The 23,069-nt window shown below is 39.6% G+C and carries 22 protein-coding genes and 2 riboswitches; of the genes, 10 read left to right on the top strand and 12 right to left on the bottom strand.

Translation table 11 applies throughout. The annotated features are described in order from the left end of the window. Positions 1-68: 68 nt before the first annotated feature. Positions 69-809, top strand: coding sequence for a MerR family transcriptional regulator (locus ACTWQM_RS11545; protein WP_443258301.1), 741 nt, complete (start codon positions 69-71; stop codon positions 807-809). A gap of 112 nt (positions 810-921) precedes the next feature. Here the strand turns inward: ACTWQM_RS11545 and thiE are convergent, their stop codons facing one another. From thiE to ACTWQM_RS11515, 6 genes are all read right to left on the bottom strand, one after another. Then, positions 922-1,527, bottom strand: a complete 606-nt coding sequence (thiE, locus tag ACTWQM_RS11540) for a thiamine phosphate synthase (protein ID WP_443258300.1) — start codon at positions 1,525-1,527, stop codon at positions 922-924. Beyond that, positions 1,527-2,300, bottom strand: coding sequence for a hydroxyethylthiazole kinase (thiM, locus tag ACTWQM_RS11535; RefSeq protein ID WP_443258299.1), 774 nt, complete (start codon positions 2,298-2,300; stop codon positions 1,527-1,529). Before thiM ends, thiE begins: the two co-directional genes overlap by 1 nt. After that, positions 2,301-3,104 carry a bifunctional hydroxymethylpyrimidine kinase/phosphomethylpyrimidine kinase gene (gene thiD / locus ACTWQM_RS11530; protein ID WP_443258298.1) on the bottom strand — a complete coding sequence of 268 codons (804 nt, stop codon included), beginning with the start codon at positions 3,102-3,104 and terminating at the stop codon, positions 2,301-2,303. Further along, a complete protein-coding gene (gene tenA, locus ACTWQM_RS11525) occupies positions 3,101-3,790 on the bottom strand; it encodes a thiaminase II (protein ID WP_443258297.1) in 690 nt (229 codons plus the stop codon). The genes thiD and tenA overlap by 4 nt, the downstream gene beginning before the upstream one ends. A gap of 66 nt (positions 3,791-3,856) precedes the next feature. After that, a riboswitch (TPP riboswitch) is annotated at positions 3,857-3,960 on the bottom strand. Position 3,961: 1 nt separating this feature from the next. Continuing rightward, a complete protein-coding gene (gene thiW, locus ACTWQM_RS11520) occupies positions 3,962-4,453 on the bottom strand; it encodes an energy coupling factor transporter S component ThiW (RefSeq protein ID WP_443258296.1) in 492 nt (163 codons plus the stop codon). Positions 4,454-4,540: 87 nt separating this feature from the next. After that, a riboswitch (TPP riboswitch) is annotated at positions 4,541-4,656 on the bottom strand. Positions 4,657-4,745: 89 nt separating this feature from the next. Next, complete coding sequence (locus ACTWQM_RS11515) at positions 4,746-5,099, bottom strand: DUF1801 domain-containing protein (protein ID WP_443258295.1); 354 nt, start codon at positions 5,097-5,099, stop codon at positions 4,746-4,748. 303 nt (positions 5,100-5,402) lie between these two features. Here ACTWQM_RS11515 and ACTWQM_RS11510 point away from each other — a divergent pair, with 303 nt between their 5' ends. Further along, positions 5,403-6,329, top strand: a complete 927-nt coding sequence (locus ACTWQM_RS11510) for a phosphotransferase family protein (RefSeq protein ID WP_443258294.1) — start codon at positions 5,403-5,405, stop codon at positions 6,327-6,329. A 195-nt stretch (positions 6,330-6,524) separates the two neighbouring features. Beyond that, positions 6,525-6,950, top strand: coding sequence for a DUF4064 domain-containing protein (locus tag ACTWQM_RS11505; RefSeq protein ID WP_443258293.1), 426 nt, complete (start codon positions 6,525-6,527; stop codon positions 6,948-6,950). A 62-nt stretch (positions 6,951-7,012) separates the two neighbouring features. Here the strand turns inward: ACTWQM_RS11505 and ACTWQM_RS11500 are convergent, their stop codons facing one another. From ACTWQM_RS11500 to ACTWQM_RS11490, 3 genes are all read right to left on the bottom strand, one after another. Further along, positions 7,013-7,969: a hypothetical protein gene (locus ACTWQM_RS11500; RefSeq protein WP_443258292.1), complete on the bottom strand. Its 957-nt coding sequence runs from the start codon at positions 7,967-7,969 to the stop codon at positions 7,013-7,015. A 603-nt stretch (positions 7,970-8,572) separates the two neighbouring features. After that, positions 8,573-9,610, bottom strand: a complete 1,038-nt coding sequence (locus tag ACTWQM_RS11495; protein ID WP_443258291.1) for a hypothetical protein — start codon at positions 9,608-9,610, stop codon at positions 8,573-8,575. Next, a complete protein-coding gene (locus tag ACTWQM_RS11490) occupies positions 9,591-10,118 on the bottom strand; it encodes an RNA polymerase sigma factor (protein ID WP_443258290.1) in 528 nt (175 codons plus the stop codon). Before ACTWQM_RS11490 ends, ACTWQM_RS11495 begins: the two co-directional genes overlap by 20 nt. A 275-nt stretch (positions 10,119-10,393) precedes the next feature. On the opposite strand from ACTWQM_RS11490, the gene ACTWQM_RS11485 reads away from it, so the two are divergent. The 5 genes from ACTWQM_RS11485 (at position 10,394) to ACTWQM_RS11465 (ending at position 17,863) form a co-directional block, all read left to right on the top strand. Continuing rightward, a complete protein-coding gene (locus ACTWQM_RS11485; protein WP_443258289.1) occupies positions 10,394-14,104 on the top strand; it encodes a 5'-nucleotidase C-terminal domain-containing protein in 3,711 nt (1,236 codons plus the stop codon). 450 nt (positions 14,105-14,554) lie between these two features. Next, on the top strand, positions 14,555-14,857 hold the full coding sequence (locus tag ACTWQM_RS11480; RefSeq protein ID WP_443258288.1) for an MGMT family protein: 303 nt from the start codon (positions 14,555-14,557) through the stop codon (positions 14,855-14,857). 86 nt (positions 14,858-14,943) lie between these two features. Beyond that, on the top strand, positions 14,944-15,228 hold the full coding sequence (locus ACTWQM_RS11475; protein WP_375051894.1) for a YhdT family protein: 285 nt from the start codon (positions 14,944-14,946) through the stop codon (positions 15,226-15,228). Then, entirely contained in the window at positions 15,225-16,652 is a 1,428-nt protein-coding gene (gene panF / locus ACTWQM_RS11470; RefSeq protein WP_443258287.1) for a sodium/pantothenate symporter, read from the top strand. The genes ACTWQM_RS11475 and panF overlap by 4 nt, the downstream gene beginning before the upstream one ends. Positions 16,653-16,795: 143 nt before the next feature. Continuing rightward, the gene (locus tag ACTWQM_RS11465; RefSeq protein WP_443258286.1) at positions 16,796-17,863 is read left to right on the top strand and encodes a DUF4097 family beta strand repeat-containing protein; all 1,068 of its coding nucleotides are present in this window, start codon (positions 16,796-16,798) and stop codon (positions 17,861-17,863) included. Between the two features lie 46 nt (positions 17,864-17,909). On the opposite strand, the gene ACTWQM_RS11460 is transcribed toward ACTWQM_RS11465, so the two are convergent. Next, positions 17,910-19,892: an acetoacetate--CoA ligase gene (locus ACTWQM_RS11460; RefSeq protein ID WP_443258285.1), complete on the bottom strand. Its 1,983-nt coding sequence runs from the start codon at positions 19,890-19,892 to the stop codon at positions 17,910-17,912. A 304-nt stretch (positions 19,893-20,196) separates the two neighbouring features. Between ACTWQM_RS11460 and ACTWQM_RS11455 the strand changes: the two genes are divergently transcribed. After that, positions 20,197-20,685, top strand: coding sequence for a DinB family protein (locus ACTWQM_RS11455; protein WP_443258284.1), 489 nt, complete (start codon positions 20,197-20,199; stop codon positions 20,683-20,685). Between the two features lie 24 nt (positions 20,686-20,709). After that, positions 20,710-21,378: a chlorite dismutase family protein gene (locus tag ACTWQM_RS11450; RefSeq protein WP_443258283.1), complete on the top strand. Its 669-nt coding sequence runs from the start codon at positions 20,710-20,712 to the stop codon at positions 21,376-21,378. A 497-nt stretch (positions 21,379-21,875) separates the two neighbouring features. Here the strand turns inward: ACTWQM_RS11450 and ACTWQM_RS11445 are convergent, their stop codons facing one another. Together ACTWQM_RS11445 and ACTWQM_RS11440 are read right to left on the bottom strand one after the other, a co-directional pair. Beyond that, complete coding sequence (locus ACTWQM_RS11445; RefSeq protein ID WP_443258282.1) at positions 21,876-22,403, bottom strand: type 1 glutamine amidotransferase domain-containing protein; 528 nt, start codon at positions 22,401-22,403, stop codon at positions 21,876-21,878. Positions 22,404-22,764: 361 nt separating this feature from the next. Next, positions 22,765-23,013, bottom strand: coding sequence for a DNA alkylation repair protein (locus ACTWQM_RS11440; protein WP_443258281.1), 249 nt, complete (start codon positions 23,011-23,013; stop codon positions 22,765-22,767). Positions 23,014-23,069 lie beyond the last annotated feature (56 nt).

The raw sequence follows: 23,069 nt of genomic DNA, 5'->3' as shown, positions 1-23,069 counted from the left end.
TTAAAAATAAATGTTGACTCTAACGTTGCGTGATACTTTATAGTGATAATTGAAGGGAGGTTTAAATGATGAAAGTTAAGGAAGTTGCTGATTTGGTAGGAATTAGTGTGCGCACACTACACCACTATGATGCTATCGGATTGTTATCCCCAGAGGAAACAACCGAATCTGGCTATCGCATTTATTCAAACAATGATCTTGAGGTTTTACAGCAAATTCTATTTTTTAAAGAACTTGGCTTCCCTTTGAAAAAAATAAAAGAAATTATCAACAGTCCATCATTTGATCGGAAGGAGGCGCTTGAACTTCACCGTAAAATGCTCCTTGAGAAACGTAGCCGGATCGATAAAATGATTGCGACGATTGATAAAACCACGCAACACTCGAAAGGAGAAATTAATATGAGTAATAAAGAAAAGTTTGCAGGCTTCGATTTCAGTCATAACCCATACGAACAAGAAGCACGTGATCGTTGGGGTGACAAGGATGTCGATGAATCTAATGCGAAAATAAATAAGATGTCAACAGATGAACAAAAAGCAATGGGTGAAGAATTTGATAGAATCTATCAAGAGCTTGCAGCACTCCGTCATCAATCACCTGAATCTGATGAAGCACAAGCAGGTATTAAGGTATGGTATGACTATTTGAACAAAATCGGAAACTATTCACTTGATGCATTCAAAGGACTTGGGCAAATGTATGTCGATGATGAACGTTTCACCAAGAACATCGATAAGTATGGTCAAGGTTTGTCAGTTTTCATGCGTGATGCCATGGCGGTATATGCTGACAGAAACAAAAAGTAGGGTGGTTCTACTAATTTAATCGAACCCCATCATCAAAAGGTGGCATGAAATAATTATTTATTTTATGCCACCTTTCGTATGTGGGCAACGATAGTATATATGAAAGTAAGGTTTATAACCTTTGAACTGCTGTTGTTATATCATTTGCCTGTGTCACAGCTGAAATAACCGCAACACCGTCAGCCCCGGCATTTATAACAGAAGCTGCATTTTGGGTGGTTATTCCACCAATTCCTACAATAGGAACGCTTGGAAACTGGTTTCGTAATGTCTTAATCCATTCCACACCGACTGCAGATTTTGCGTCAGGTTTTGTAGATGTATTAAAAATTGGACCAGCACCAAGGTAATCAGCCATTTGAATTGGACTATTAGAAACTTCGGTTGGATTCGATACAGAAAGGCCAATGATTTTAGTAGGAAATCGAGCACGCAGGTTTTTAACTGAAACATCATCCTGTCCAACATGAATTCCATCGGCATCTAGAGGTTCAACAAGGTCGATATCATCATTGACGAAAAATGCTACCTTATGATGCCTGCAACTGTTTCTTAATTTATATCCTAACTCTAATTTATCATTTCCTTTTAATGATCCAGCTCCTTTTTCGCGATATTGGAATGCTGTAATACCAGCTTTTATCGCTAATTCTAAAATATCAGCCGGATCACGGTCACAATTTTGACTGCCCATTATCAAATATTTTCTTAGATTCATCAATTAAGCTTCTCCAGTTTATCGACTTCAAATGATAATGCATCAATAAAATGAGGAAGGAAAGTCCCGGATCCATTAACTTCTGAGTTGACGGCAGCATATTCCGCAGCCAGTCCGTAAAACTCAACTGCAGTTAACACCTGCTGCTCGATTGGTTCATTTGTGGTTAAACATGCAGTTAGGACGGAACCCAGCAGACAGCCGGCACCAGTTATTTTGCCAAGAATCGGATGCCCGGAATTGTTACGCAGAATATCTTTTCCGGAGCAGATAACATCCGTTTCTCCTGTGACAACGGCAGTAGTTTGATAAGTATCGGCAGCTTTTAAAGCTATCTCCACAGAATTTCCATTACCTACCGATTCGACGCCTTTTGTTTCCCAGGGAATTTCTACGAGGTGTGCAATTTCGCCCGCATTTCCTTTGATGACGGTTGGCTGCACTGTATTTAAAATTTCTTTTACAACAGATGTCCGAAATGGCGTTGCTGCGACACCAACAGGATCAAGAACCACTGGTATTCCTGTTTCATTAGCTGTTTTTCCTGCTGTGATCATTGCTGGGATTTCCTGTGCTGTTATGGTCCCGATGTTTAAAAGTACGCCATCTGCAATGGACGCCATGTCGTTCGCTTCCTCTTCAGCTTTAGCCATGACTGGGGTTCCGCCAAAGGATAACAAGCCATTTGCGGTAAAATTCATCACAACTTGATTTGTCAGATGATGAATCAACGGACTTTGATCTCTTACTTTTTGAATAATATCTTTGTTCATTTACCTCACCCTTTCAATGGGTTGTGCCCAATGATTTGTCGGCCCACTTCCATGACCGAGTGAAAATGAATGACGGATTGCAGCAGTTACGTAATCTTTTGCTTTTTTAACGGCCTCTGGTAAAGAATCTCCTTGGCTTAAGTAGGCTGTAATGGCTGCTGAATAAGTACAGCCGGTTCCGTGTGTATTTTTTGTATCAATTCGTTTGGTTGAAAAAGTGTGTAACGAACTGCCGTCATATAAAAAATCGATTGCTTCACCTTGCAGATGGCCACCTTTAACCAATGACGCACCTGCTCCAAATTCATGAACTATTTGTTTTGCAGCCTTTTTCATGTCGTCCAGTGTTTCGATTTTTTCACCTGTAATATCTTCTGCCTCAGGGATATTAGGTGTTACTAACGATGTCATTGGTAATAGTTTCTTACGTAAATAATCCCTGGCATCGCTTGCGATTAATGGATCGCCACTTGTTGCGACCATTACCGGATCCATAACAAAAGGGATGTTTAAACCATTAATCTTTTGAGCAATAGCCTGCATCATGTCAACGTTGGCGATCATTCCTGTCTTAAATGCCTGAAAGGGGATATCGGTCATAACAGAATCCAATTGTTGTTCAATCATTTCAACAGGGAGATGGTGCACATTCTGGACACCTGTTGTATTTTGGGCAACAACGGATGTAATGACAGACATACCGTAAGTCTTCAGTTCCTGAAAGGTTTTTAAGTCTGCTTGTATTCCGGCTCCACCACTGGGGTCAGTACCAGCGATTGTAAGTGCGCATGGAATGCTTTTCATTTGCCAACCACCAACTCGTTTATTGGCCACTCTTCACAAGTATAGGCCATTTCCCAAAAGGACAGTTCTAATTGGCAGCTTTTACGAAATGCTTCTTTTATCTTTTTCTGCTCATCCAATGAAGCATGTTCAGCAAATTCATCCAAGCGGTTTCGCATTTCCATCACTATTTTGCCAAATCGTTCATCAGCATAAAAGCTGATCCATGGATAAAATGGATGATCCGTTTCTGGTTTATATTTGTTCATTAACGCATAGCCGATTTCCAAATATGTCCAGGGGCAAGGGAGCAGTGCACCAATGGTTTCAGCGACACTGCCCATTTGCGCGTGATACATCATATGCTTAATGTAATGATCAGCAGTTGGCGGAAGCGGGTGACCTTGCAGCTCCTCGTAGCCAATCCCTATATGGTCGCAAAAGTTATGATGTGGGTGGTTTTCACTATTTAAAACAAATTGGATTTGTTCCCCGAAGAAGCGGATGTCCTCGCGCTTGTCAGATTTGGAAAGTGCAATTCCATAAATTCGCATAAATGCATTTAAATATTCAAAATCTGCCTTAATATAATGCGCAATTGATCCGTTTGGGACATCTTTTTTTCCAATACCAGCGACAAAAGGGTGATTAAATATTGCTTGAAAAATATCTTGGTTCTCATCTCTTAATTGTTGTGTGAATGACATAACAAAGCCTCCAATGATTTAGGAAGCTACTAGGGGGGATAAAAGTAGATTAGTAGAGGTATAGATAGCGGACCTCAACTACTTCCCTGCGCAGGCATTATCCAGATCAGGTTCCAAGGGACAAGGAATATTTCCGTTTCTCAGCCAGTACAGCACCCCTAGTAGTTTTTCCTATATTTTATTTTGAACTAGTCTTTCCTGATTAACCCGTGAAATAACAAACCAGCCTATCAATGCTCCAGTAACACTGCTAATAAGAAACGACGGTATAAAGAACAAAGCACCAGCTGAACTACCCATCAATAGCTTTGCAAAGGGAACAGCAAAAAGTGCTCCGATGACCCCGGTACCAATTGCTTCTCCCACAGCAGCCATGGCTTTTCTATGAGTCTTCTGAAACAAGTATCCAGCTAGAAATGCTCCAATCATGCCGCCGGGAAACGCCAGCAACGTACCAAGTCCAAGCATGTTGCGGAGCAGGCCAATCATAAATGCAATACCGACCGCAGGACCAGGCCCAAGTGTCACTGCGGCCATAACATTGACGGCATGCTGGACGGGATAGGCTTTTGCCACGCCTGCTGGAAACCAAAGTAACTGTGCACCCAATGTACCTATTGCCACAAAGACTGCCATTGTCGTAAGTAATCGTGTTCGGTTCAATCAAATCCTCCTTTCCGTGAAAGGGGCGCGTACGAAAAAAGCCAGATCCATTAATGGACCTGGCTTGAAATAGCTGATATAAGTAAGTATATCGTCAGTCTACTTCCCTCCGCTGGTATTAACCAGATCAGGTCCGTAAGAGTCAGAAAGCTAATACGTGCTTTCCTCTCAGCCCACGATTTTGGGCACCCCTAGTAGTAATTTTTAAAATATTATGTTTACAATTTAAGGATAACAAAAGAAATCACTTTTGTCATGGTTTATTTCATGTTCATGAATGTAATGAAAAAAATCATGTTTCCAATTCAATGGCTTCCTTAATTAATGCAGAAAATTTTTGGGGTTGAATATCGTCGAGTTGTTTTACTCTGATATGACGCATTTTTTTGCCAGTTCCTTCAAGCAGGTTATCCTTATCCTTAAGTGTGGCACCGAAGTAGAAACCTAGATTAACATGATTCTTGGCAGTCTGGAGATAGCATACAAGACCATTCTCAATATAACATGGCTTTCCCCATTTCATTTCTTCAGTTATATTGGGAGACGTTTGGAAAATAACCTCCCGTAATTTTTCGATAATTTCCTTTGTATGCCCATTTAAATTTTCAATGAATTGATCTACTTCTTTAGTTTGGATTGGTTCCATGCTTTTTGACTCTCCTTTTATATTATTGTTCTTACATTACAGTAATAATCGGACACAGGATACGCTATTTCTGCAAAAAAATGCTTTTCCTGTAATATGCGGTCATCAGATACCTTATTTCACATATATCTAAGGAAAAAGGGATGTTTTTGTCAAATAAGGGCTTTGGTTTCCGCTAATCTTTGACATTACAACTTCATGATACTCGTCATTGTATATTTTCACCAAAATGATACTAAATCCCTTTAATTCCAGAGTAGATGTATTAAAATTAAATTTATATTAGAACTGGGGTGGATTTTTTTGGAACATAATAACGAACATTTGTCGAGTAGAATTATTGAATGGGTAGTAGATAATGTCGATTCGAATGCAGTGGTGGAATCGGTTAGTCGACTGAAAGGAAGTACCTCATCCACATTACATAGCATCACAATACAGGTGGATCAGTCAGTAAAACAATATGTTATCAGGCAGTTTGATAATAAGGAATGGCTTGAAGAAGAACCGGATTTGGTTTTGCATGAAAAGGAGAGTTTGCTTATGGCTGCTAAAACAGGCGTTACCACTCCTCAAGTTGTCGCCTCCGATGAAACTGGAGAAAAATGTGGAATTCCAGCGATTCTCATGACGAAACTTGAAGGTGCTGTAGAATTGCAACCTGCCAATATGAATGAGTGGCTTACCGGCTTGGCAAAGGGGCTTGTGAAAATTCATGCAGTCGAAGCGAGTGGATTTCCATATCAGCATTATAGCTACAATGACTTATCAACGTTTGAGGTACCGAGCTGGTCAAAGGAGCCGAAAACATGGGAAAGTGCTATTAAGATTTTAGCAGGACCTCGACCAAAAACGACAGATTGCTTCATTCACCGAGACTATCATCCAGCCAATGTATTATGGAATGAAGGCTTAGTTAGTGGGGTGGTAGATTGGGTCAATGGCTGCAGAGGCCCTCGCGGAGTTGATGTCGGGCATTGCAGAGTGAACCTGGCCATGCTATATGGTGTTAAAACAGCAGATGGTTTTCTGAAGGCATATCAGCAACAGGCAGGTTCGGATTTTACCTATAATCGGTATTGGGATTTGCTTTCTTTGACCGATATGCTAGTTGGACCTCCAGAGGTGTATCCTGGGTGGGAAGCATTCGGTGTATCAGGATTAACAAATGATATGATGAAGAAGCGATTGGATAAATACGTTGGTAGTCTGTTAAATGGAGGTATTTGATGAAGCTTATTTAGATTCAGGGCATGGTTTGCTGAAATTCGATTTGTGTTTGGCGAATGTTAGTAAATACATGTTATGATGAAGGTAGGATGGACAGTTTTGTGTGGTAAAGTTGAAGTGGAACGGGTAATTTAGAATATTCCATTCAAATTACTGCATAGAATTAAGTTAAGTTAAAAATGGGGAGGGTTTGTCATGAATCGGACAGGGGAAATTGTCCTAACGATTGTAGGAGCATTAATCTATATGCTGTTTGCTGGAGTAGGTATTTTTACAGCATGGCTATTTAACAATGAGCAAGTTTTGAATGAGGCTTCGGATGAAATGATGCAACAACCTGGAATGGGAACGGGTGATATGCAGGCTATGCTGGAAGTCCTTCAAGGTGGAGGTCTGGTGCTAGCGATTGTTTCCATCATTGCGTTGGTATTAGGTATTATTTCAATCATATTGGTAAAAGGCGATAAGAAACCGAAAGCAGCAGGGATTATTTTGATTGTAACGTCTGTACTTGCAGCAATTATCACAGTGGGCGCCGGAATCTTTAGCGGGATATTTTACTTAATCGCTGGAATTATGTGTCTGGCACGAAAAGAACAACAAACGATAACAATGGAATAAAAGTAGTAAAGAGTAGCCATTAAGGTTACTCTTTACCAACCCAGAAGATTAATTTTTTAGCCTTACTTGCTTATCCAATTCAACTTGTCATTCCCTTTATCGTGTATAACTATTTTATAAGGTTCTTCCTTAAGCAGTGATAATTCTTCCCTTTTTATATCGATTATTTCATGTACGTACATTTTGATTTGCTTTGCCTTTATATTCGACGTCCATCCTTTTGATAAAGAGGTTTTAATTGTTATCTGTAAGGGGGTGGTGTTGAACGAATGGGTAAAACCGGTAACTTTATCAAAATTTTTGTTTGTTTCTTCCCGTATTGATCCCAGAATAGGATACCATTTCTGTTCTGTTAACTGTGCTTCGGTTCTTTTATCGACTTTCACCTTATAATCCACTTTTTTCTTTGAATAGATAGTATTATGGATAAGTTTTTCGATAGCTTTTTTGTTTTGGCTAAAGTTTTTCTTTGGTTCATCAATTGTTATTTCAATGGTCGGGTTGGGGGTAGTCATAATGCTCATCCCGCTTTGATTATAACCTTTTTCTTGTAATATTTCGCTGGTAATTTCAAATATCTCGTGCGAGAGCTGTCTCTTTTCTTTGTCTTCTTCACTTATTTCTTCTTCTTCTTTTATTCTCTGTACTTTTACTGTAACTTCCACCTTGCCCAGTTTGTTGGATTTAGCAATATCTTTAATAATCTGTTTCATTTCTTTGCTAGAATCACTTTTGTTCTTTACATGGAGCGTTAGTTGTTTTGGTTTAGAAGAAAAGAGGGAAACCCTTGGAAATGAAATATTACCTTCATATCCCTCTTCTCTAAACCTTTCATGAACCTGCATATGGAATTTCTGAATCGCTTCCTTTTGTTTTTCTGTTTCCTTCATACTTTTTTTAATGCTATCTCGCAAACTTTCAGCAATCACCTTTTCATTATTGGTATTATAATTGACTGTAAAGGTAAAAATGATGACTATTAATATTACTCCTGCTCCTATAATTCCCTTTCTTTTCATTTGTCGTCCTCCATTTAGTTTTAACTGCTTTAAATCTATGTACTTAGTGTATTCAAATATGGATAGGCGGAAGGGAGGATGCGCGGAATGGATGATTTTAACTGTTTTTAACTAATCACTGCTAAAATAGTAAGAGTTAACTATAAATTTACAATAATTATATCCTTCCCATATTAAAAGTGTACCAGAGTCACAATTGTCTCACAATATCTTATTAATGGTGAGTACCAATGAAAAATTGTGCTAATTGTCGAAGGAAACCATTAGCGTAGATACATTTTCCATACTTTGAATGAACATATAAATAAATGATTCAGGTATATTCTGTAAACAATGATAGGGAGATCCGTGTGCGGTAAGCACAGTTCTGTGAGGAGATGAGGAGCACGCCCACAAAATTGGGGTGCGCTCCCGCTTACTCGACCGGTTACGTCCTATTTATCGTAGCACTCATTTTATAATAGATGGATGCAAAGTTACGTTGCAGTTTAACTCAACTACGCATTAATTCCAGCCATTGAAGATTAATCCCTTTTAAACATCCTAGCCTGTTATTATTCGTCTTTATAGTGGGAAGTTTTAGTTATGTCCCTGCCACTTTTATTATGACGTCCACTCACCATGAACGATCGCGACTAGTTTTCTGCTGCCATCCACTTCTTCAAATACGAGAGTTAAGCTTTCCCAAGCTAATTCTTCTTTTCCGTTTTGGTAATATTCAACCGTTTGTGCATTCGGAAAAACTTCATGAATGTTATTTAACATGGTTCCGCGATTTTTCAGATTGTTTACATTAACTTCATCTGCATTAGAAAAGAAAGATGCGTTAACATATTCATCAAAATAGTCGCTTGGTGTTAGTTTAATTGGTTTTCCGCTACCATCCTGGCTGCCCCATTCATAAACGCTGTTATCTTGAAGCAATTTGGGGATCTCATCCTGTGAAAATGTTGTAGCATTTGATTTAACGTATACATAAGGAGAGAACAGTAATCCTTTTTCAGGATGGACCTGATTTCCTAGTGCCTCCATATTCTCATTCGTCAATAGAGTGAGAATTTTATTTGCCTGTTCTTTTAGACTTGGTTTCTTCGTATTTGTTTTATATTTTTCAGTAAAGAATAGACTGGTAAATTGGTTCAATTGATTTTCATTGATTTTATATTGTTTACCGTTAATGGAGACAATATTTTCACCTGTAAAAGTCATGGTAGTTACTATTTCATTATTATTATTATAAAGCGTGATGGTTTTTTCAAAAACTGAGCTTTCTTGAGTTGTTTTTTTATAATTCATAGACCCTATAGTCTCGTGGAAACTTTCGATTATTTTTTGATCCGATGATGAATACAAATTATCTTCAGTTGCTCCGTTAATGGCTGAAATCTCACCTTTGACGATATCGTTATACGTATGCATTGCCGCTTGCTGATTATTGGTATTGATGGATGAGAATATCAGCAGGAAGAATAAACAACCAGCTGCAACTGCCCCGAATATAGCTGCAAACCTTTTGATTGGGAATTTCTTATTTGAATTCATAATGACATGGTGGATTTCATTCCGCTTTTGCTTACTCACATCAGGTTTTGGCATATCCTTGAGAAGATCTTTTAATTCATTATGATCTTGTTTCTTCATTGTCGTTACACCTCCTTAAAGCTTCATGAAGAGCTAATCTTGCACGATGCTGTGTGGATCTGACTTTGCTTTTACTCCATTTAAGTACATCGGCTGTTTCTGCTATGGATAGTTCTTTGATTCCTCTGAGAATAATCACATCCTGGTAGTTTGACTTTAATTGTTTGATGGCCCGGTAAATAGTCTGGTGCTCCTCTTCATGGTCAAGAATAGATTGTGGTGAAAAAGTTGTTTCCGGTTCATTTGTATTTTCTAAAGGAATGTGGCTCATCCACTTTCTGACCTTACGTTTCCTAACTTCATCGACAGCAACATTTCTGGCTATACTGAAGAGCCAGGTTTTTGGGTTTGATTTTTCCTGATAACTGTTAAATCCTCTCAATGCTTTTATGAAGACCTCCTGAAGTAAGTCTTCAGCATCAACTGGACCTATACGATAAATTAAAAAATGATAGATATCATTGCCATATTTCTCAAACCAATCCGAGATTATCTCTTTGTTGTCCAAAACTCCTCACCTCCGCGACTCTATTTATTAGACGAATTATAATTTATTCCATCGCACTTTTTACAAGAAAAATTTTAAAATCGAGTAAATTGCAGGCTATTAGACATGTTGTTCGAGTGGGTATTTTTAACTGTTTTTAGCTAATCACTGTTAAAATAGTAAGAATTTACTATAAATTTACAAAATCTTAATTGTATCCTCTTATTTTATATGCCATATTAAAAGTGTGCCACAGTCACAATTGTGTCACAATATCATATTAATGGAGGGTACCAATGAAAAATTCGACTGTGAAGAAGATGCTGAATTTGCTTCTTATTTTCACGCTAGTGTTCATGAATTATTCTACGATCCTAGTGAAAGCGGAAAGTAATGAGGTAGTGGCAGAGGACTTATTCATATCAGAGTATATTGAAGGAAGTTCGTATAACAAGGCAATCGAGATTTATAATGGTACAGGTGATCCAGTAGATTTATCAAATTACAAATTGGAATTGTATAGTAATGGTGCTGCCGAAGCAAGTCAGTCGGTACAACTATCAGGTACTTTGGAACATAATGATGTATTTGTTGTTGCCCATTCAAGCGCTGGTACAGAAATTTTATCCCAGACGGACTTGGAAAGCTCTGCGGTAGCTAATTTTAATGGTGACGATGCATTTGTGTTAAAAAAGAATGGTAGTGCAATGGATGTATTAGGTAACATTGGAACTGATAGTGATTATGCAAAAGACATCACATTAGTAAGAGATGGATCTGTTACACAGGCAAGTTCATCATACAATGAAGCAGAATGGTCAGATTATGCGAAAGATACATTTGCATATCTTGGGAGTCACACAATGGACGGTGCCGGTGGGGAAGAGCCACCTACAGACCCAGGTGATCCTGGTGAGGAATATTCTATTGCTGATGCTCGTGAGCTAAGTGATGGAACTGCAGTAACAGTAGAAGGAATAGTAACGGTTAATAATAATGCAATCAGTAATGGCGCACAATTTTCAACATACATACAAGACGAGACAGGCGGCATTAATCTTTTTGCATTCGAACAAGGGGAAATTCCCGATCTTGCTAAAGGAGATAGAGTCCGGGTTTCTGGTGAACTAGATTCATATAATGGCTTAAAAGAAGTTATCCCGACTTCAATTGAAGTAGTGGAGAGTGGACAGGAATTACCGCAAGCACAATCTGTTACATTAGCTGATCTTCAGGATTCTGCTGTTGCCGAGTCCTATGAAGGGGAATTAGTTCAGCTTACAGGATTTATTAATGATATCCCTGGTAGCCCTGCAGGTGGAGGCTATAATGTTTCATTAATTGATTCGGACTTCAATGGAACAACGCTAAGGGTGATGGAGAATGCCCTGGATATTTCATTAGTAGAGGAAGATAGGTGGTATAACGTTACGGCGATTGTCAGCCAGTATAATTCGTATCAGTTAATTCCAACTGAACAAGCGGACATTCAATTGGCTGAAAAACAACCGGAACCACCATCAGCAGCAGGGGTTTATGAATCTACTGTTAAAAGTGTTGTAGATGGCGATACGATTCATTTAGAAACACCAGTCCTTGGAGGGACGAAGGTACGTTTTCTAAATATGGACACAGCTGAAACATATACAGCTCATAATGACGACCCTGCTAGAGACGAAATAAATGCAAATCAGAAAGCTTTTGGTGAAGAAGCGAAAGCATATATGAATGAGCTTATTCAGCCAGGTGATGAGGTTCTTGTGAAAATAGGTGAGGAACCAACTGATGATTACGGCAGACTGCTGGCAGAAGTTATTCGTCAGGAAGATGGCTTGAATATCAACCTGGAGATGGTACGGGAAGGGTTAGCATCAACCTATTTTATCGCGCCATTTAATGAAGAAGTATATCCGACATATCAGGATGCGGTGAAAGAAGCGAAAGATGCTGGTCTCGGTATTTGGAATCCGGAAGATCCATTGCTGGAATTACCATTTGAATTCCGGGCAAATGATGATCAAAAAGGATTTTTAAGATATGTAGGTAATTCCGACACAATGGAGTACGTTATGCCTGATAATTGGGCTGAAGTTCCAGTGGAAAATAGAGTCTTCTTTGCAAGTGAAGAAGAGGCAGAATCGTATGGCTATACATTTGTCGGTGACGATGATGGCTCAACTGAAAATTTATCGGTTCAGTTATTAAGCATGAATGACCTGCATGGAAAAATTGATCAGGAATATGAGCTTGACCCAGACGGTGATGGAACATTCAGTACTTACGGTAAAATGGACTATACTGCTGCAGCTATTGGAGCACGGGAGCAAACAAATCCAAATACGCTGATTGTTCATGCCGGTGATATGATTGGTGGTAGTTCACCAGTATCAGGTTTGCTTCAGGATGAACCAACTGTCGAGATTATGGAAGAAATCGGATTTGATGTTGGTACAGTAGGAAACCATGAATTTGATGAAGGGACAGACGAACTACTACGTATGGTAAATGGAGGAGAACATCCGGAAGGCTTAGGTACTGATGGCTATGACGGAATGAATTTCCCGTTACTATGTGCAAATTGTGTTTACAAGGATTCTGGTGACACTGTCTTGCCTCCACATTATGTAGAGGAAGTTGATGGTGAAAAAATTGGATTCGTTGGTGTTATCACACAGGAAGCCGCTGGAATGGTAATGCCTGCTGGGATACAGGATATTGAATTCACAAATGCAACTGAGGCTGTGAACGAATCTGTCGCAGAGCTTAAAGCACAAGGTGTGAAATCAATTGTGCTGCTGTCACACATTCCAGGTGAGCAGAATGGTGATACCGTAACAGGTCAGGCTGCTGACTTAGCGAATGCGGTTGACGATGAGGTTGATGTTATTTATTCTGCACATAACCATTTGGTTAATAATGGTGTCGTGGATAACAAGCTAATCGTTCAAGCATCCGAATATGGAAAAGCATTCTCAGACGTTGACCTGGAGATTGACCGCACGACAGGTGACATTGTAAAAAAAGAAGCAGAAGTAGTTTTTGTAGATCAAAGCAAGGTAACCCCTGATCCAGCAGTGACTGAGATTCTGGACAAATATGCAAATCAGATCGCACCAATTATGAATGAAGTAATAGGCTACAATGCAACAGATTTAACAGGTGATTATTCGAATGATGGTGATCATGGTTTAGGGAATCTAATTGCTGATGGAATGAACGCTCAAATGGATAGTGATTTTGCTATGATGAATGGCGGCGGAATCCGAGATGATCTGCTAGCCGGTGAGGTTACCTGGGGGGATCTATATAACATCCAGCCATTTGGCAATACACTGATGACGTTTGAGATAAAGGGTGCAGATCTTTACCCGATTATAGAGGCACAACTTTCATCAGTATATGGTCCTGATTACAGTATAAGCGGTTTTCATTATACGTGGGACCCTAAAACAAGTTCGGTTGTTGACGTAACATTGCCTGATGGGTCACCAATCGATATGGATAAAACATATACCCTGACGGTAAATAATTATATGGGTACGTCAACAGGATCGAAATACGCACCAATTGGAGAATTAGGTGAAAATCCAGTAATGGGTCCATCTGATCTTGATGCCACAGTAGACTTTGTCGAGAGCTTGAACAGCTCTGAAGTAGATCCGTTTGAATATGGACCTGAAGGACGTATTACAGAAGGAACTGCTGAAGAAGATCCACCTGAAGTTGTTGTTGCACCAAAGGATAACAATGGCACAGCAACCGTGCATACCGAGGATTTAGAGGCTCTTGATGACAGTGTTCGAGTTGTTATTGACATTCAAAATGATAAAAAGCCAAGGAAATTGTTACTGAATAAGAAACAAGTGGATATTTTGAAAGAAAAAGAAGTAACATTGACCGTTACCAACGGTGAAAAGTCCGCTGAGTTTATTATGCAGGAGTTTTCAGGAAAAGTGCTGAAGGTGAGCTTGCATGACAGTAACGGAAAAGGCTTTAAAAAACATTAGCGATAACACTTAATATAGCAAGCAAAAACGCATTGATGTGATAGTCGATGCGTTTTTGTTTGCCTAATAAGTTGTTTTATGGTGGAGTGAGTGCCTGGATTCTTTTCGGATAGCGTGAAACGAGCACTCATCGGTGTTATGAGAGCGCGAATTTAGTTTAAGAAGCGTAAAACGAGTGCTCATTGGAGTAATGAGAGGGCGAATACAGTTTAGAAAATACGAAACGTGCCTTCATTGTTGGAGCTATGAGAGCACGAACTCTGTCGTTTTATGTTTCATTAATTTATAAATTATTTCTAGCAGTTATGAAATTGATTTAAATGCTTTTTACTGCAAAAATGCAGCTAGGGCTCTAGCCATTAAAGGATGTCGAATGCTAAGTTTCCTAAAAAGGTGTTTCTCCAATGAAAATGATAGAATATAGGCGGACGATATTTTACGGAGGTAGTTATGCAAAAGTTCACAACTGATGTAATAGATATTATATCAAATATCCCAAGTGGAAAAGTAATGACTTATGGGCAGATTGCCAGAATGGCTGGCAGTCCTAGAGGAGCAAGGCAGGTATCCCGAATTCTTCATTCCATGAGCAGAAAATATAATCTTCCTTGGCACCGGGTTATAAATGCCCAAGGGGAGATTAGTATTAAAAACGAGGAGTTATACAACGTTCAAAAACTATCACTCGAAAGTGAAGGTATTTTATTCAATGGAAATGCCATTGAATTAGGGAAATATCAGTATAAAGTGTAAAATATGTAATTTTCAAATATTTACAACAGCAGGTGCTTTCCGTTATATTATAAACAGTTAGCTCTAGATAAAAGGGAGCGTGGAAAATGAGAGATTATCAGGTACAAGACAATGATTATCGTTATAAGATTGCGAATCGCGAAGCATTAATAGGGGTTGGACTGGTTATTTTTAATTTTGTCTGGTGGTTCGCGTTTGCTTATGGATTAGGTGGAAAAGACCCGTCTGAGTATTCATATGTAATGGGGTTTCCTGCATGGTTCTTTTACAGTTGTGTGCTTGGATTTGTAGTAATGGCAGTACTGGTGACGGTAATTGTAAAAAAATGGTTCGTGGATATCCCCTTTGATGAAGAGGGGCAAGACGAATGAACTGGCAGGCGTTAATACCGTTAATTGGTCTGTTACTGATAATTTTTGGTGTGGGTATATGGGCAGGAAAGTATATGAAGTCATCAAGTACATTTCTCCAGGAGTATTTCCTTGGTGGACGGAACATGGGCGGCTTCGTATTAGCAATGACGATGACTGCCACATATGGAAGTGCAAGCAGCTTTATTGGTGGACCTGGTGTAGCATATAATGAAGGCCTTGGCTGGGTATTATTGGCAATGTCTCAGGTTGCAACTGGCTATTTTGTTTTAATGATACTAGGCAAAAAATTCGCGATTGTTACCCGTAAATATAATGCGGTAACGATGGTTGATTTTTTGAAAGAACGCTATAAATCGAAATGGGTTGTCTTACTTTCTGCATTCAGCATTATTATATTTCTATTTTCAGCGATGGCAGCCCAATGGATTGGCGGCGCTCGGTTAATTGAGTCACTTGTTGGTATTTCGTACACGAGTGCATTGTTTATTTTCGCGTTGTCAGTATTGATTTATGTGACCATCGGCGGATTCAGAGCAGTTGCATTAACGGATGCGATTCAAGGAACAATCATGTTTGTTGGAACGCTTATATTACTGATTGCGGTTGTAATTGCTGGGGGCGGGATCTCCACCATTATGACAGATCTCAGTACAGAGAATCCAAATTTGATTACCCCATTTGGAGCTGACGGTAGTCTCACGCCTACATATGTTTCATCTTTTTGGATTCTTGTAGGTGTTGGTGTTGTGGCCTTACCGCAAATCGCTGTCCGGGCAATGTCCTATAAGAATGCCCGTTCCATGCATCGTGCGCTGATTATTGGGACAATTGTAGTCGGCTTTATAATGCTGAATATGCATTTAATAGGTGTATTTGCCCGCCCAGTTCTGCCAGGGATTGAAGTAGGTGATAAGGTAATGCCGCTGATTGCACTGAAGGTATTACCAAATTGGCTCGCGGGCGTCGTTTTGGCGGCGCCAATGGCAGCAATTATGTCGACAGTAGATTCGCTTTTGCTGCTCGTAAGTTCATCAATTGTAAAGGATTTATACTTAAATTATGTCAGACCTGACGCATCACATGTTAGGGTTAAACGGTTGAGTATTGGGATTACCGCTGTATTAGGAATTATTATTTTTATAATGGCATTAAACCCGCCAGACTTAATAATATGGTTAAATTTATTTGCGTTTGGTGGACTGGAAGCGGCATTTATTTGGCCAATTGTGATGGGTCTCTACTGGAGGAAAGGAAATAAATACGGTGCACTGGCTTCAATGGTTGTTGGGGTAGGCTTATATATCTTATCAGAATCATTTTTCCCTCAACCACTGGGCCTTCATTCGGTAGTATTGCCGATTGTGTTGTCGTTTGTTGCCTATGTTGTAGCTAGCTTGAGTACTCAAAATAGAAGTATTTAATTGCTTTAGCGCTTTCGATGAATTCGAGGGCGCTTTCTTATTTAAGACTTAAGATGGAGTGCAAATCATTCTAAGGCGGGTTCCCTGAAAAAAGTATCCTAGTTAAACTAGAGTTATTAATAGAAAAAATAGAGGTGGAAATGATGAAGGAAGGGAAGACAGTTGGTAAGGTTATTGACAGCGTTATACATGGCGGCAGAAAAGCGGTTAACAAAGAAGTTATCATACAAAAGGATACGATTGATAATGTTGCTAAGTTAAAGGAGCTGAACATTTCAACATCTGAAGCCTCCGTCAACGTCAGTACCCATGAAGACAAGCGAGTAGATCTGTTCCTGGAAACATACGAGGATGGACCGGAGCTAAAAACAGATCACTCAGGGGACAGTTTGAACATATCGGCAGAAGGGTTAAAAACGTATAATTCCTTAAATACTCCTCCCTGCATGCTTCACATTGTGGTTCCCAGTGAAATGTCTAGGGCTTGGAGTATCATAACAAGTTCGGGAGACGTTTCTGCAGCAAATCTAATATCCAATTCTTTCGATATTAGATCAAGTTCTGGTGAAGTAAATCTTGCTAATTTAGAAGCGCAAAAACTACATTTAAAGACATCATCCGGCAAAATAACGGTCAGCGAAGTTGAAGTTAGTGATGTTTATTTTGAAACGTCATCCGGGGAAGCAGCATTCAATGGAATAAAGGGGGACCTTACAGGTTCAACGAGTTCCGGAGATGTTACTGTGATGAACTTTCAAGGAGAACAGTTTCATGTTGTTACTTCTTCCGGGAAGATTCAGCAAAGTAATAGCATTGTTAAAGATATGAGTCTAAAAACTTCGTCTGGCAGTATACAAGCGGACAGTTTAACGGGTGAAAAGGTAATGCTTCACGCAAATTCTGGTGATATTAGATGTACTCGTTTTACAGGAGATGCTAAAGGCTACACGATATCGGGAGATGTATTGTTGTCACTTTTAGATGAAAGCTCGCTGGATATTGATTCATCTAGTGGAGATATAACATTGCTTGCTGGAAAGGTAAATTTGAATGCAACTGTTCAAGTTAGTACAGGTTCAGGAGATATCTTCAATAAGCTATCATTGATGAGTGTGAAAAGACATTCAGCTAATCATTTAAAGGGAGTTGTTGGAGAGGGTGAAAATCCTATCTTGCTCAAGGCGGGCTCAGGTGATGTGAGGATTTCTTAGACGTAAGAGAAAAACCGAGCTTGGACGATCAAGCTCGGTTTGTTGCTCACTGTCTTTCTTTTGCAAAGGATATAAAATAATCCAATGAATCCTCATTACTTAATGAGCCTTTATTTACTACTTCATCCACTGGCTTACCCATCAATATTTTTTTGACCGGAATCTCCAGTTTCTTACCGTTTAATGTTGTCGGTAATTCAGGAACTTCGTATATTCCAGTCGGGATATGACGCGGTGAGCAGTGTCTTTTAATTTCGTTTTTGATGGTCTTTTTAATAGACTCTGTTAACTCCTCGCCTTCTTTCATGGTGACAAATAATGGTGTGCTGGAGTCACCATCGTCGGCAGGAATATCTACTATTAAGCTATCAGCTACTTGTTTCACATGATCAACAGCACGATAGATCTCGCTCGTACCGATTCGAATACCTCCGCGGTTTATTGTTGCGTCCGATCGTCCATAAATAACACAAGTGTGTCGGTTGGTAATTTTCAAGTAATCCCCATGACGCCAGATTCCTGGGAATACATCAAAATAACTGTCATGTAAGCGGGTGCCATCCGCATCATTCCAAAAATAGATTGGCATTGATGGGAAAGGTTCCGTTAAAACCAGTTCGCCAACTTCCTCTGTTTGCGGCTCTCCTTCATCGCTAAAGCTTTCAATTTTAGCACCAAGTCCTCGACATTGCAGCTCACCAGCATACACCGGTTCAGTCGAAATTCCAAGGATAAATGCTGTACAAACATCTGTACCGCCACTAGCAGATGCAATCCATAGGTCCTCTTTGACATTGTCATAGCACCATTGGAATCCTTCAGGTGGGAGAGGTGAACCTGTTGAGCTAATATTCTTCAAATGGCTCAGATCAAATTCTTCACCAGGAGTAAGCCCGTCATCCTTCATGCATGCAGTAATGTAGCTTGCACTGGTACCAAAGACAGTCATTCTTGTATCTTCAGCAAATTTCCACAGCATTTTTTTATCCGGGTAGCCTGGATTCCCATCATACAGAATTATCGTACTGCCTGTAAGAAGCCCGCCAACAAGGTAGTTCCACATCATCCAGCCTGTTGTAGTAAACCAGAAGAACCGGTCTTCTTTTCCAAGGTCGGCATGGAATGTAAGTGCTTTTAAATGTTCGAGTAAAATGCCGCCCTGACTTTGTACGATTGGTTTTGGTTTACCAGTTGTTCCTGATGAGAATAATACCCATAATGGGTCATTAAATGGCACATGCTCGTAAGTGAGCGTATGCTGTTTACTGGTTTGAACTGCGTCATTCCATAGCGTTACATTTTTTAGATGATTAAAGCTGGAGTTTTCATTTAAATAAGGGATTCCAATTGTTGCTTCTAACGTTGGAATCTCTGCTTGTATATTTTTTACAACTTCCGTCCGATTGAACTCTTTCCCGCTGTAGCTGTACCCGTCAACGGTGATCATTACTTTTGGTTCGATTTGTTTAAAACGGTCGATGACACTTTGTGTACCGAAATCAGGTGATGCACTCGACCAAACTGCCCCAAGACTTGCAGTTGCTAGAAATGCGACGACTGATTCATAGATATTGGCAACATAGGCAACAACACGATCCCCTTTTGTTATGCCAAGATCTTTAAGGGTTTGCTGTAGTGCAGCAGTTTCCTGGTATAGCTGCCTCCAGGTTATTTCTGCATTTTTTCTTGTTTCTGAGGAGTGGATGATTGCTGGTTTATTTTCATCCCGATTCCTGAAAATATGCTCGGCATAATTGATTGTCGCCTCTGGAAACCATTTAGCCCCGGGCATGTCGTGTGAGGTTAATACTGTTTGGTAAGGTTGTTCCGCTTGAAGATCGAAATATTCAAAGATCGTTTCCCAAAATAACTCCAGCTCATGAACAGACCATTTCCAAAGTGAATGATAGTCGTTAAAATGTAGGTTTTTATGTTGTTTTAACCATTTCATATAATCATAGATATTTGATTGCTGTTTACGTTTTTCATCTGGTTCCCATAACAGGGTGCCCTCTTTAATTTCACTCATCATACCCCTCCTTGATTGAACAGTTACTAATACTATTATATGAAACCGTTTACCAGGTGTAAAGGAAACGATGGTCAGAACAGTTCACCTAAATAGTCATTAGAAAACTTGGCTTTTCGCCAAGCCTTAATGGCGAAAGCCTTAGTTGCGCTTATGCAGTAAGAAAGGATTTATACTTTCTTAACTGCCAAAAAAGCCATAATCACATAAAAAACGTGATAAATATCACATATTGAAATAAAAAATTCAATTATGATTGCTTTGTGAAACAGAAAATGAACTTTACATATACGAGGTGAAAGGGATGTTAATTTCTAATCTTGGCAGGACACGAACGAAACTATTAACTAGTTTCCAAGATTTAAGTGATGAACAGTTAAATCAGAAGCCACCTGATAAAAGCTGGAGTATTGCTCAAGTGCTTCATCATTTATATACATCAGGAAAGGCTATGGCAGGACTTGCTTTGGATGCTTTGCAGGCTAACACAGAAAAGGTGGAGGAAAAAGATCTATCTTTTGTAACTGACAGAACTAAAAAGTCCAAAGCAATGAGTGAACCACCGAATAAAATGATCACAAAGGAAAATTTACTTCAGTTATTAGAGGAATCCAGATTTCAGCACTTGCAATTCGTCTTTAATGAAACACACGAACGAATTTTGGCTAAGAATTCTATGAACCATCAGGATTTTGGAGCAATAAGTTTAAAGAATGCAGTTGATCTTATCTGGCGGCATGAAAAACGCCATATTTATCAAATTCAGGAAATCAGAGAGAAATTAAATTTTTAACTAAAACTTAAGGAGGAATACACCATGGAGGAGCAATTTACGAATCATTTGGCAGTTAAATATACATCACAGTGGGACGAGCTTTCAGTCGATCAAAAGAAAGTAGTTGTAAAGGAAGCTGTAGCAATCTTTCAGAAGTATGAGGTTACAGTTGGTCTAAGAGGGGCGTACGTAACACAAGGATTTCAGGCATATACCGAATTATTATTTTGGATGTATGCGGATCGATTCCAAGATATTCAGGACCTCCAGTTGGATTTACGTCGTTCAACATGGGGGAAATATATCGATATTCCACATGCGTTTACAGGAATGACTAAGCCATTTGAGTTTTCCGAGCATCCGACCTCTTTTCAAATGGGAGTTCCTGCAAGAGAATACTTGTGCTTCTATCCGTTTATTCGGACCCCTGAATACTATTTGTTACCGAAGTGGGAGCGAAAAGCACTAATTGGTGATCATGGGAATATCGGACATGAATTTATTCCTGGAATTTTAACTAATGGCGTGTATGGCTTTGGACTAGGTGATTATGAATGGCTATTATTATTCGAAACAAATGACCTGGGGTTACTGGTTGATTGTGTCCGTAAACTGCGAGAGTCTAAATCAAGGCTGTATATGCAGTATGAATGGCCATTTATCGTAGGACGGCACTTTGAGCTAGAAGATGCTTTATCACAATATATTTGATGGAATGTTGGAAGGTACTTGAGTGCTATGACAACCGCTAAGGAAATACACGGGTTGTCTAGCCTCAGTTTCAGGGGAGGGAAATAATGGCATTATTCCGCCCCTGTTGTTGAAGAACCCACTTATTAACGGAATGAGGATCCGCTTCGACTGACTTGGCGGATCCTCATTCCGTTATTTGTTAAAAAACCCTCATTTGAAGCTTGGGTTCGGATCCTCATTCCGCTATTTGTCATTTCTGCCTCAGATTTGGCTGACTTTTTGCTATTAACGGAACGAGGATCCGTCTCACCCTTCCGAGAGCACCTTTTCTGCTAAATAGCGGAACGAGGATTCACTCACTGATTGTTGGATACTTATTCCGAGCGTCAATACTTCAGCCAGCAGTTTAAGGTGTACTAAATAGTGAGTTTTATATTGTTTTCTCCCCTATATTCACCATTTAATGCTGCAATCTTAAAGCATAAGGAGTTCTAAGATCTCGATAAACCAGTTTTCTAGTTTATTTCAGCTAACTTATCGGCAAATGCTTTTACATAGGCTGGCAGGTCTGGCGGACGACGACTAGAAACGATATGCCCATCGACAATCACCGCTTCATCCATCCATGTTGCGCCTGCATTTGACATATCATCCTTAATGCCCGGTGTGCTGGTAACAGTTCTCCCTTGTAAAATATTAGCAGAAATAAGCACCCAGCCGGCATGACAGATTTGCCCGATTGGCTTTTTGGCACCGTCCATTACTCGAACGTATTCCAGAACTTCCGGATAGCGTCTTAACTTATCTGGTGCCCAGCCACCTGGAACAAGAATTGCATCATAATCTTCACCATTAACATCAGAAAAGGCATAGTCTGATGTTGCGGGAACACCATATTTTCCAACATATTTCTTTTTTTCCTCATTTCCGACCAGGTGAACCTCAGTTCCCTCTTCCTGGAGTCTTAAAACTGGATACCATAATTCAAGATCTTCAAAGTCATCTTCTACAAGCGCAATTACTTTTTTGTTTGATAATCGCATAATATCCCTCCGAGCAATTGTTATTTCAAGTGTACCAAAGGGATACCGCCATTTACAGTTAAAAAGTATATATCCTTCTTACTGCATAAGTGAAACTAAGGCTTTCACCATTAAGGCTTGGCGATAAGCCAAGTTTTCTAATTGTCAAGGAAATTATAAAATTTGAACGCTGTGGATAACTAACTAAGCTATCTAGCCACGTCCAGCTCCAGCGCCTAGCGCCTAGTGGACTTCCCTCCCCGTGTCTACGATAAGTCAACATCGAATCGCTTACGCTCTTCGTGTATCCTTTATCTCACACGGGTCAGTCCAGTCCATACGGCGCTGAACAGGCGCTTGCGCTTTTGTTCCTAATATAGTGTTACTGACCACTGTACTTGGCGAATTTCACAAAGGTATTTTCATCTTCAATAAGCCCACAGGCCCCGCATTGAATTCTGTATTCGGGTCCTTTGTAGGCAATGTGGAAAACGTCCATATTTTCACTGGTGTATTCATTCGTTATTTCACCTGTCTGTGCATCCAGCTTCACTGGTTTTGCTACTTGTTCGATAATGTTAAAGCGTGAACGATTTGTTTTGCAATTTGGGCAAAGGTATTGTTGTGTCATCTAAACACCTCCAACCCTTATTATTCCTGAATTGCATTATATTATGAATTGGAGGT

Source organism: Virgibacillus sp. L01, from assembly GCF_052246775.1.
Lineage (GTDB): Bacteria > Bacillota > Bacilli > Bacillales > Amphibacillaceae > Lentibacillus.
Note: the sequence above shows the minus strand (reverse complement) of the source record. Positions and strands in the feature narration are given on the sequence as shown.

Excerpts from the sequence above, each read along its gene's own strand:
- ACTWQM_RS11545 (WP_443258301.1), top strand. The coding sequence starts at position 69 with ATGAAAGTTAAGGAAGTTGCTGATTTGGTAGGAATTAGTGTGCGCACA.
- thiE (WP_443258300.1), bottom strand. The coding sequence starts at position 1,527 with ATGAATCTAAGAAAATATTTGATAATGGGCAGTCAAAATTGTGACCGT.
- thiM (WP_443258299.1), bottom strand. The coding sequence starts at position 2,300 with ATGAACAAAGATATTATTCAAAAAGTAAGAGATCAAAGTCCGTTGATT.
- thiD (WP_443258298.1), bottom strand. The coding sequence starts at position 3,104 with ATGAAAAGCATTCCATGCGCACTTACAATCGCTGGTACTGACCCCAGT.
- tenA (WP_443258297.1), bottom strand. The coding sequence starts at position 3,790 with ATGTCATTCACACAACAATTAAGAGATGAGAACCAAGATATTTTTCAA.
- ACTWQM_RS11515 (WP_443258295.1), bottom strand. The coding sequence starts at position 5,099 with ATGGAACCAATCCAAACTAAAGAAGTAGATCAATTCATTGAAAATTTA.
- ACTWQM_RS11505 (WP_443258293.1), top strand. The coding sequence starts at position 6,525 with ATGAATCGGACAGGGGAAATTGTCCTAACGATTGTAGGAGCATTAATC.
- ACTWQM_RS11500 (WP_443258292.1), bottom strand. The coding sequence starts at position 7,969 with ATGAAAAGAAAGGGAATTATAGGAGCAGGAGTAATATTAATAGTCATC.
- ACTWQM_RS11495 (WP_443258291.1), bottom strand. The coding sequence starts at position 9,610 with ATGAAGAAACAAGATCATAATGAATTAAAAGATCTTCTCAAGGATATG.
- ACTWQM_RS11485 (WP_443258289.1), top strand. The coding sequence starts at position 10,394 with ATGAAAAATTCGACTGTGAAGAAGATGCTGAATTTGCTTCTTATTTTC.
- ACTWQM_RS11480 (WP_443258288.1), top strand. The coding sequence starts at position 14,555 with ATGCAAAAGTTCACAACTGATGTAATAGATATTATATCAAATATCCCA.
- ACTWQM_RS11475 (WP_375051894.1), top strand. The coding sequence starts at position 14,944 with ATGAGAGATTATCAGGTACAAGACAATGATTATCGTTATAAGATTGCG.
- panF (WP_443258287.1), top strand. The coding sequence starts at position 15,225 with ATGAACTGGCAGGCGTTAATACCGTTAATTGGTCTGTTACTGATAATT.
- ACTWQM_RS11465 (WP_443258286.1), top strand. The coding sequence starts at position 16,796 with ATGAAGGAAGGGAAGACAGTTGGTAAGGTTATTGACAGCGTTATACAT.
- ACTWQM_RS11460 (WP_443258285.1), bottom strand. The coding sequence starts at position 19,892 with ATGAGTGAAATTAAAGAGGGCACCCTGTTATGGGAACCAGATGAAAAA.
- ACTWQM_RS11455 (WP_443258284.1), top strand. The coding sequence starts at position 20,197 with ATGTTAATTTCTAATCTTGGCAGGACACGAACGAAACTATTAACTAGT.
- ACTWQM_RS11450 (WP_443258283.1), top strand. The coding sequence starts at position 20,710 with ATGGAGGAGCAATTTACGAATCATTTGGCAGTTAAATATACATCACAG.
- ACTWQM_RS11445 (WP_443258282.1), bottom strand. The coding sequence starts at position 22,403 with ATGCGATTATCAAACAAAAAAGTAATTGCGCTTGTAGAAGATGACTTT.
- ACTWQM_RS11440 (WP_443258281.1), bottom strand. The coding sequence starts at position 23,013 with ATGACACAACAATACCTTTGCCCAAATTGCAAAACAAATCGTTCACGC.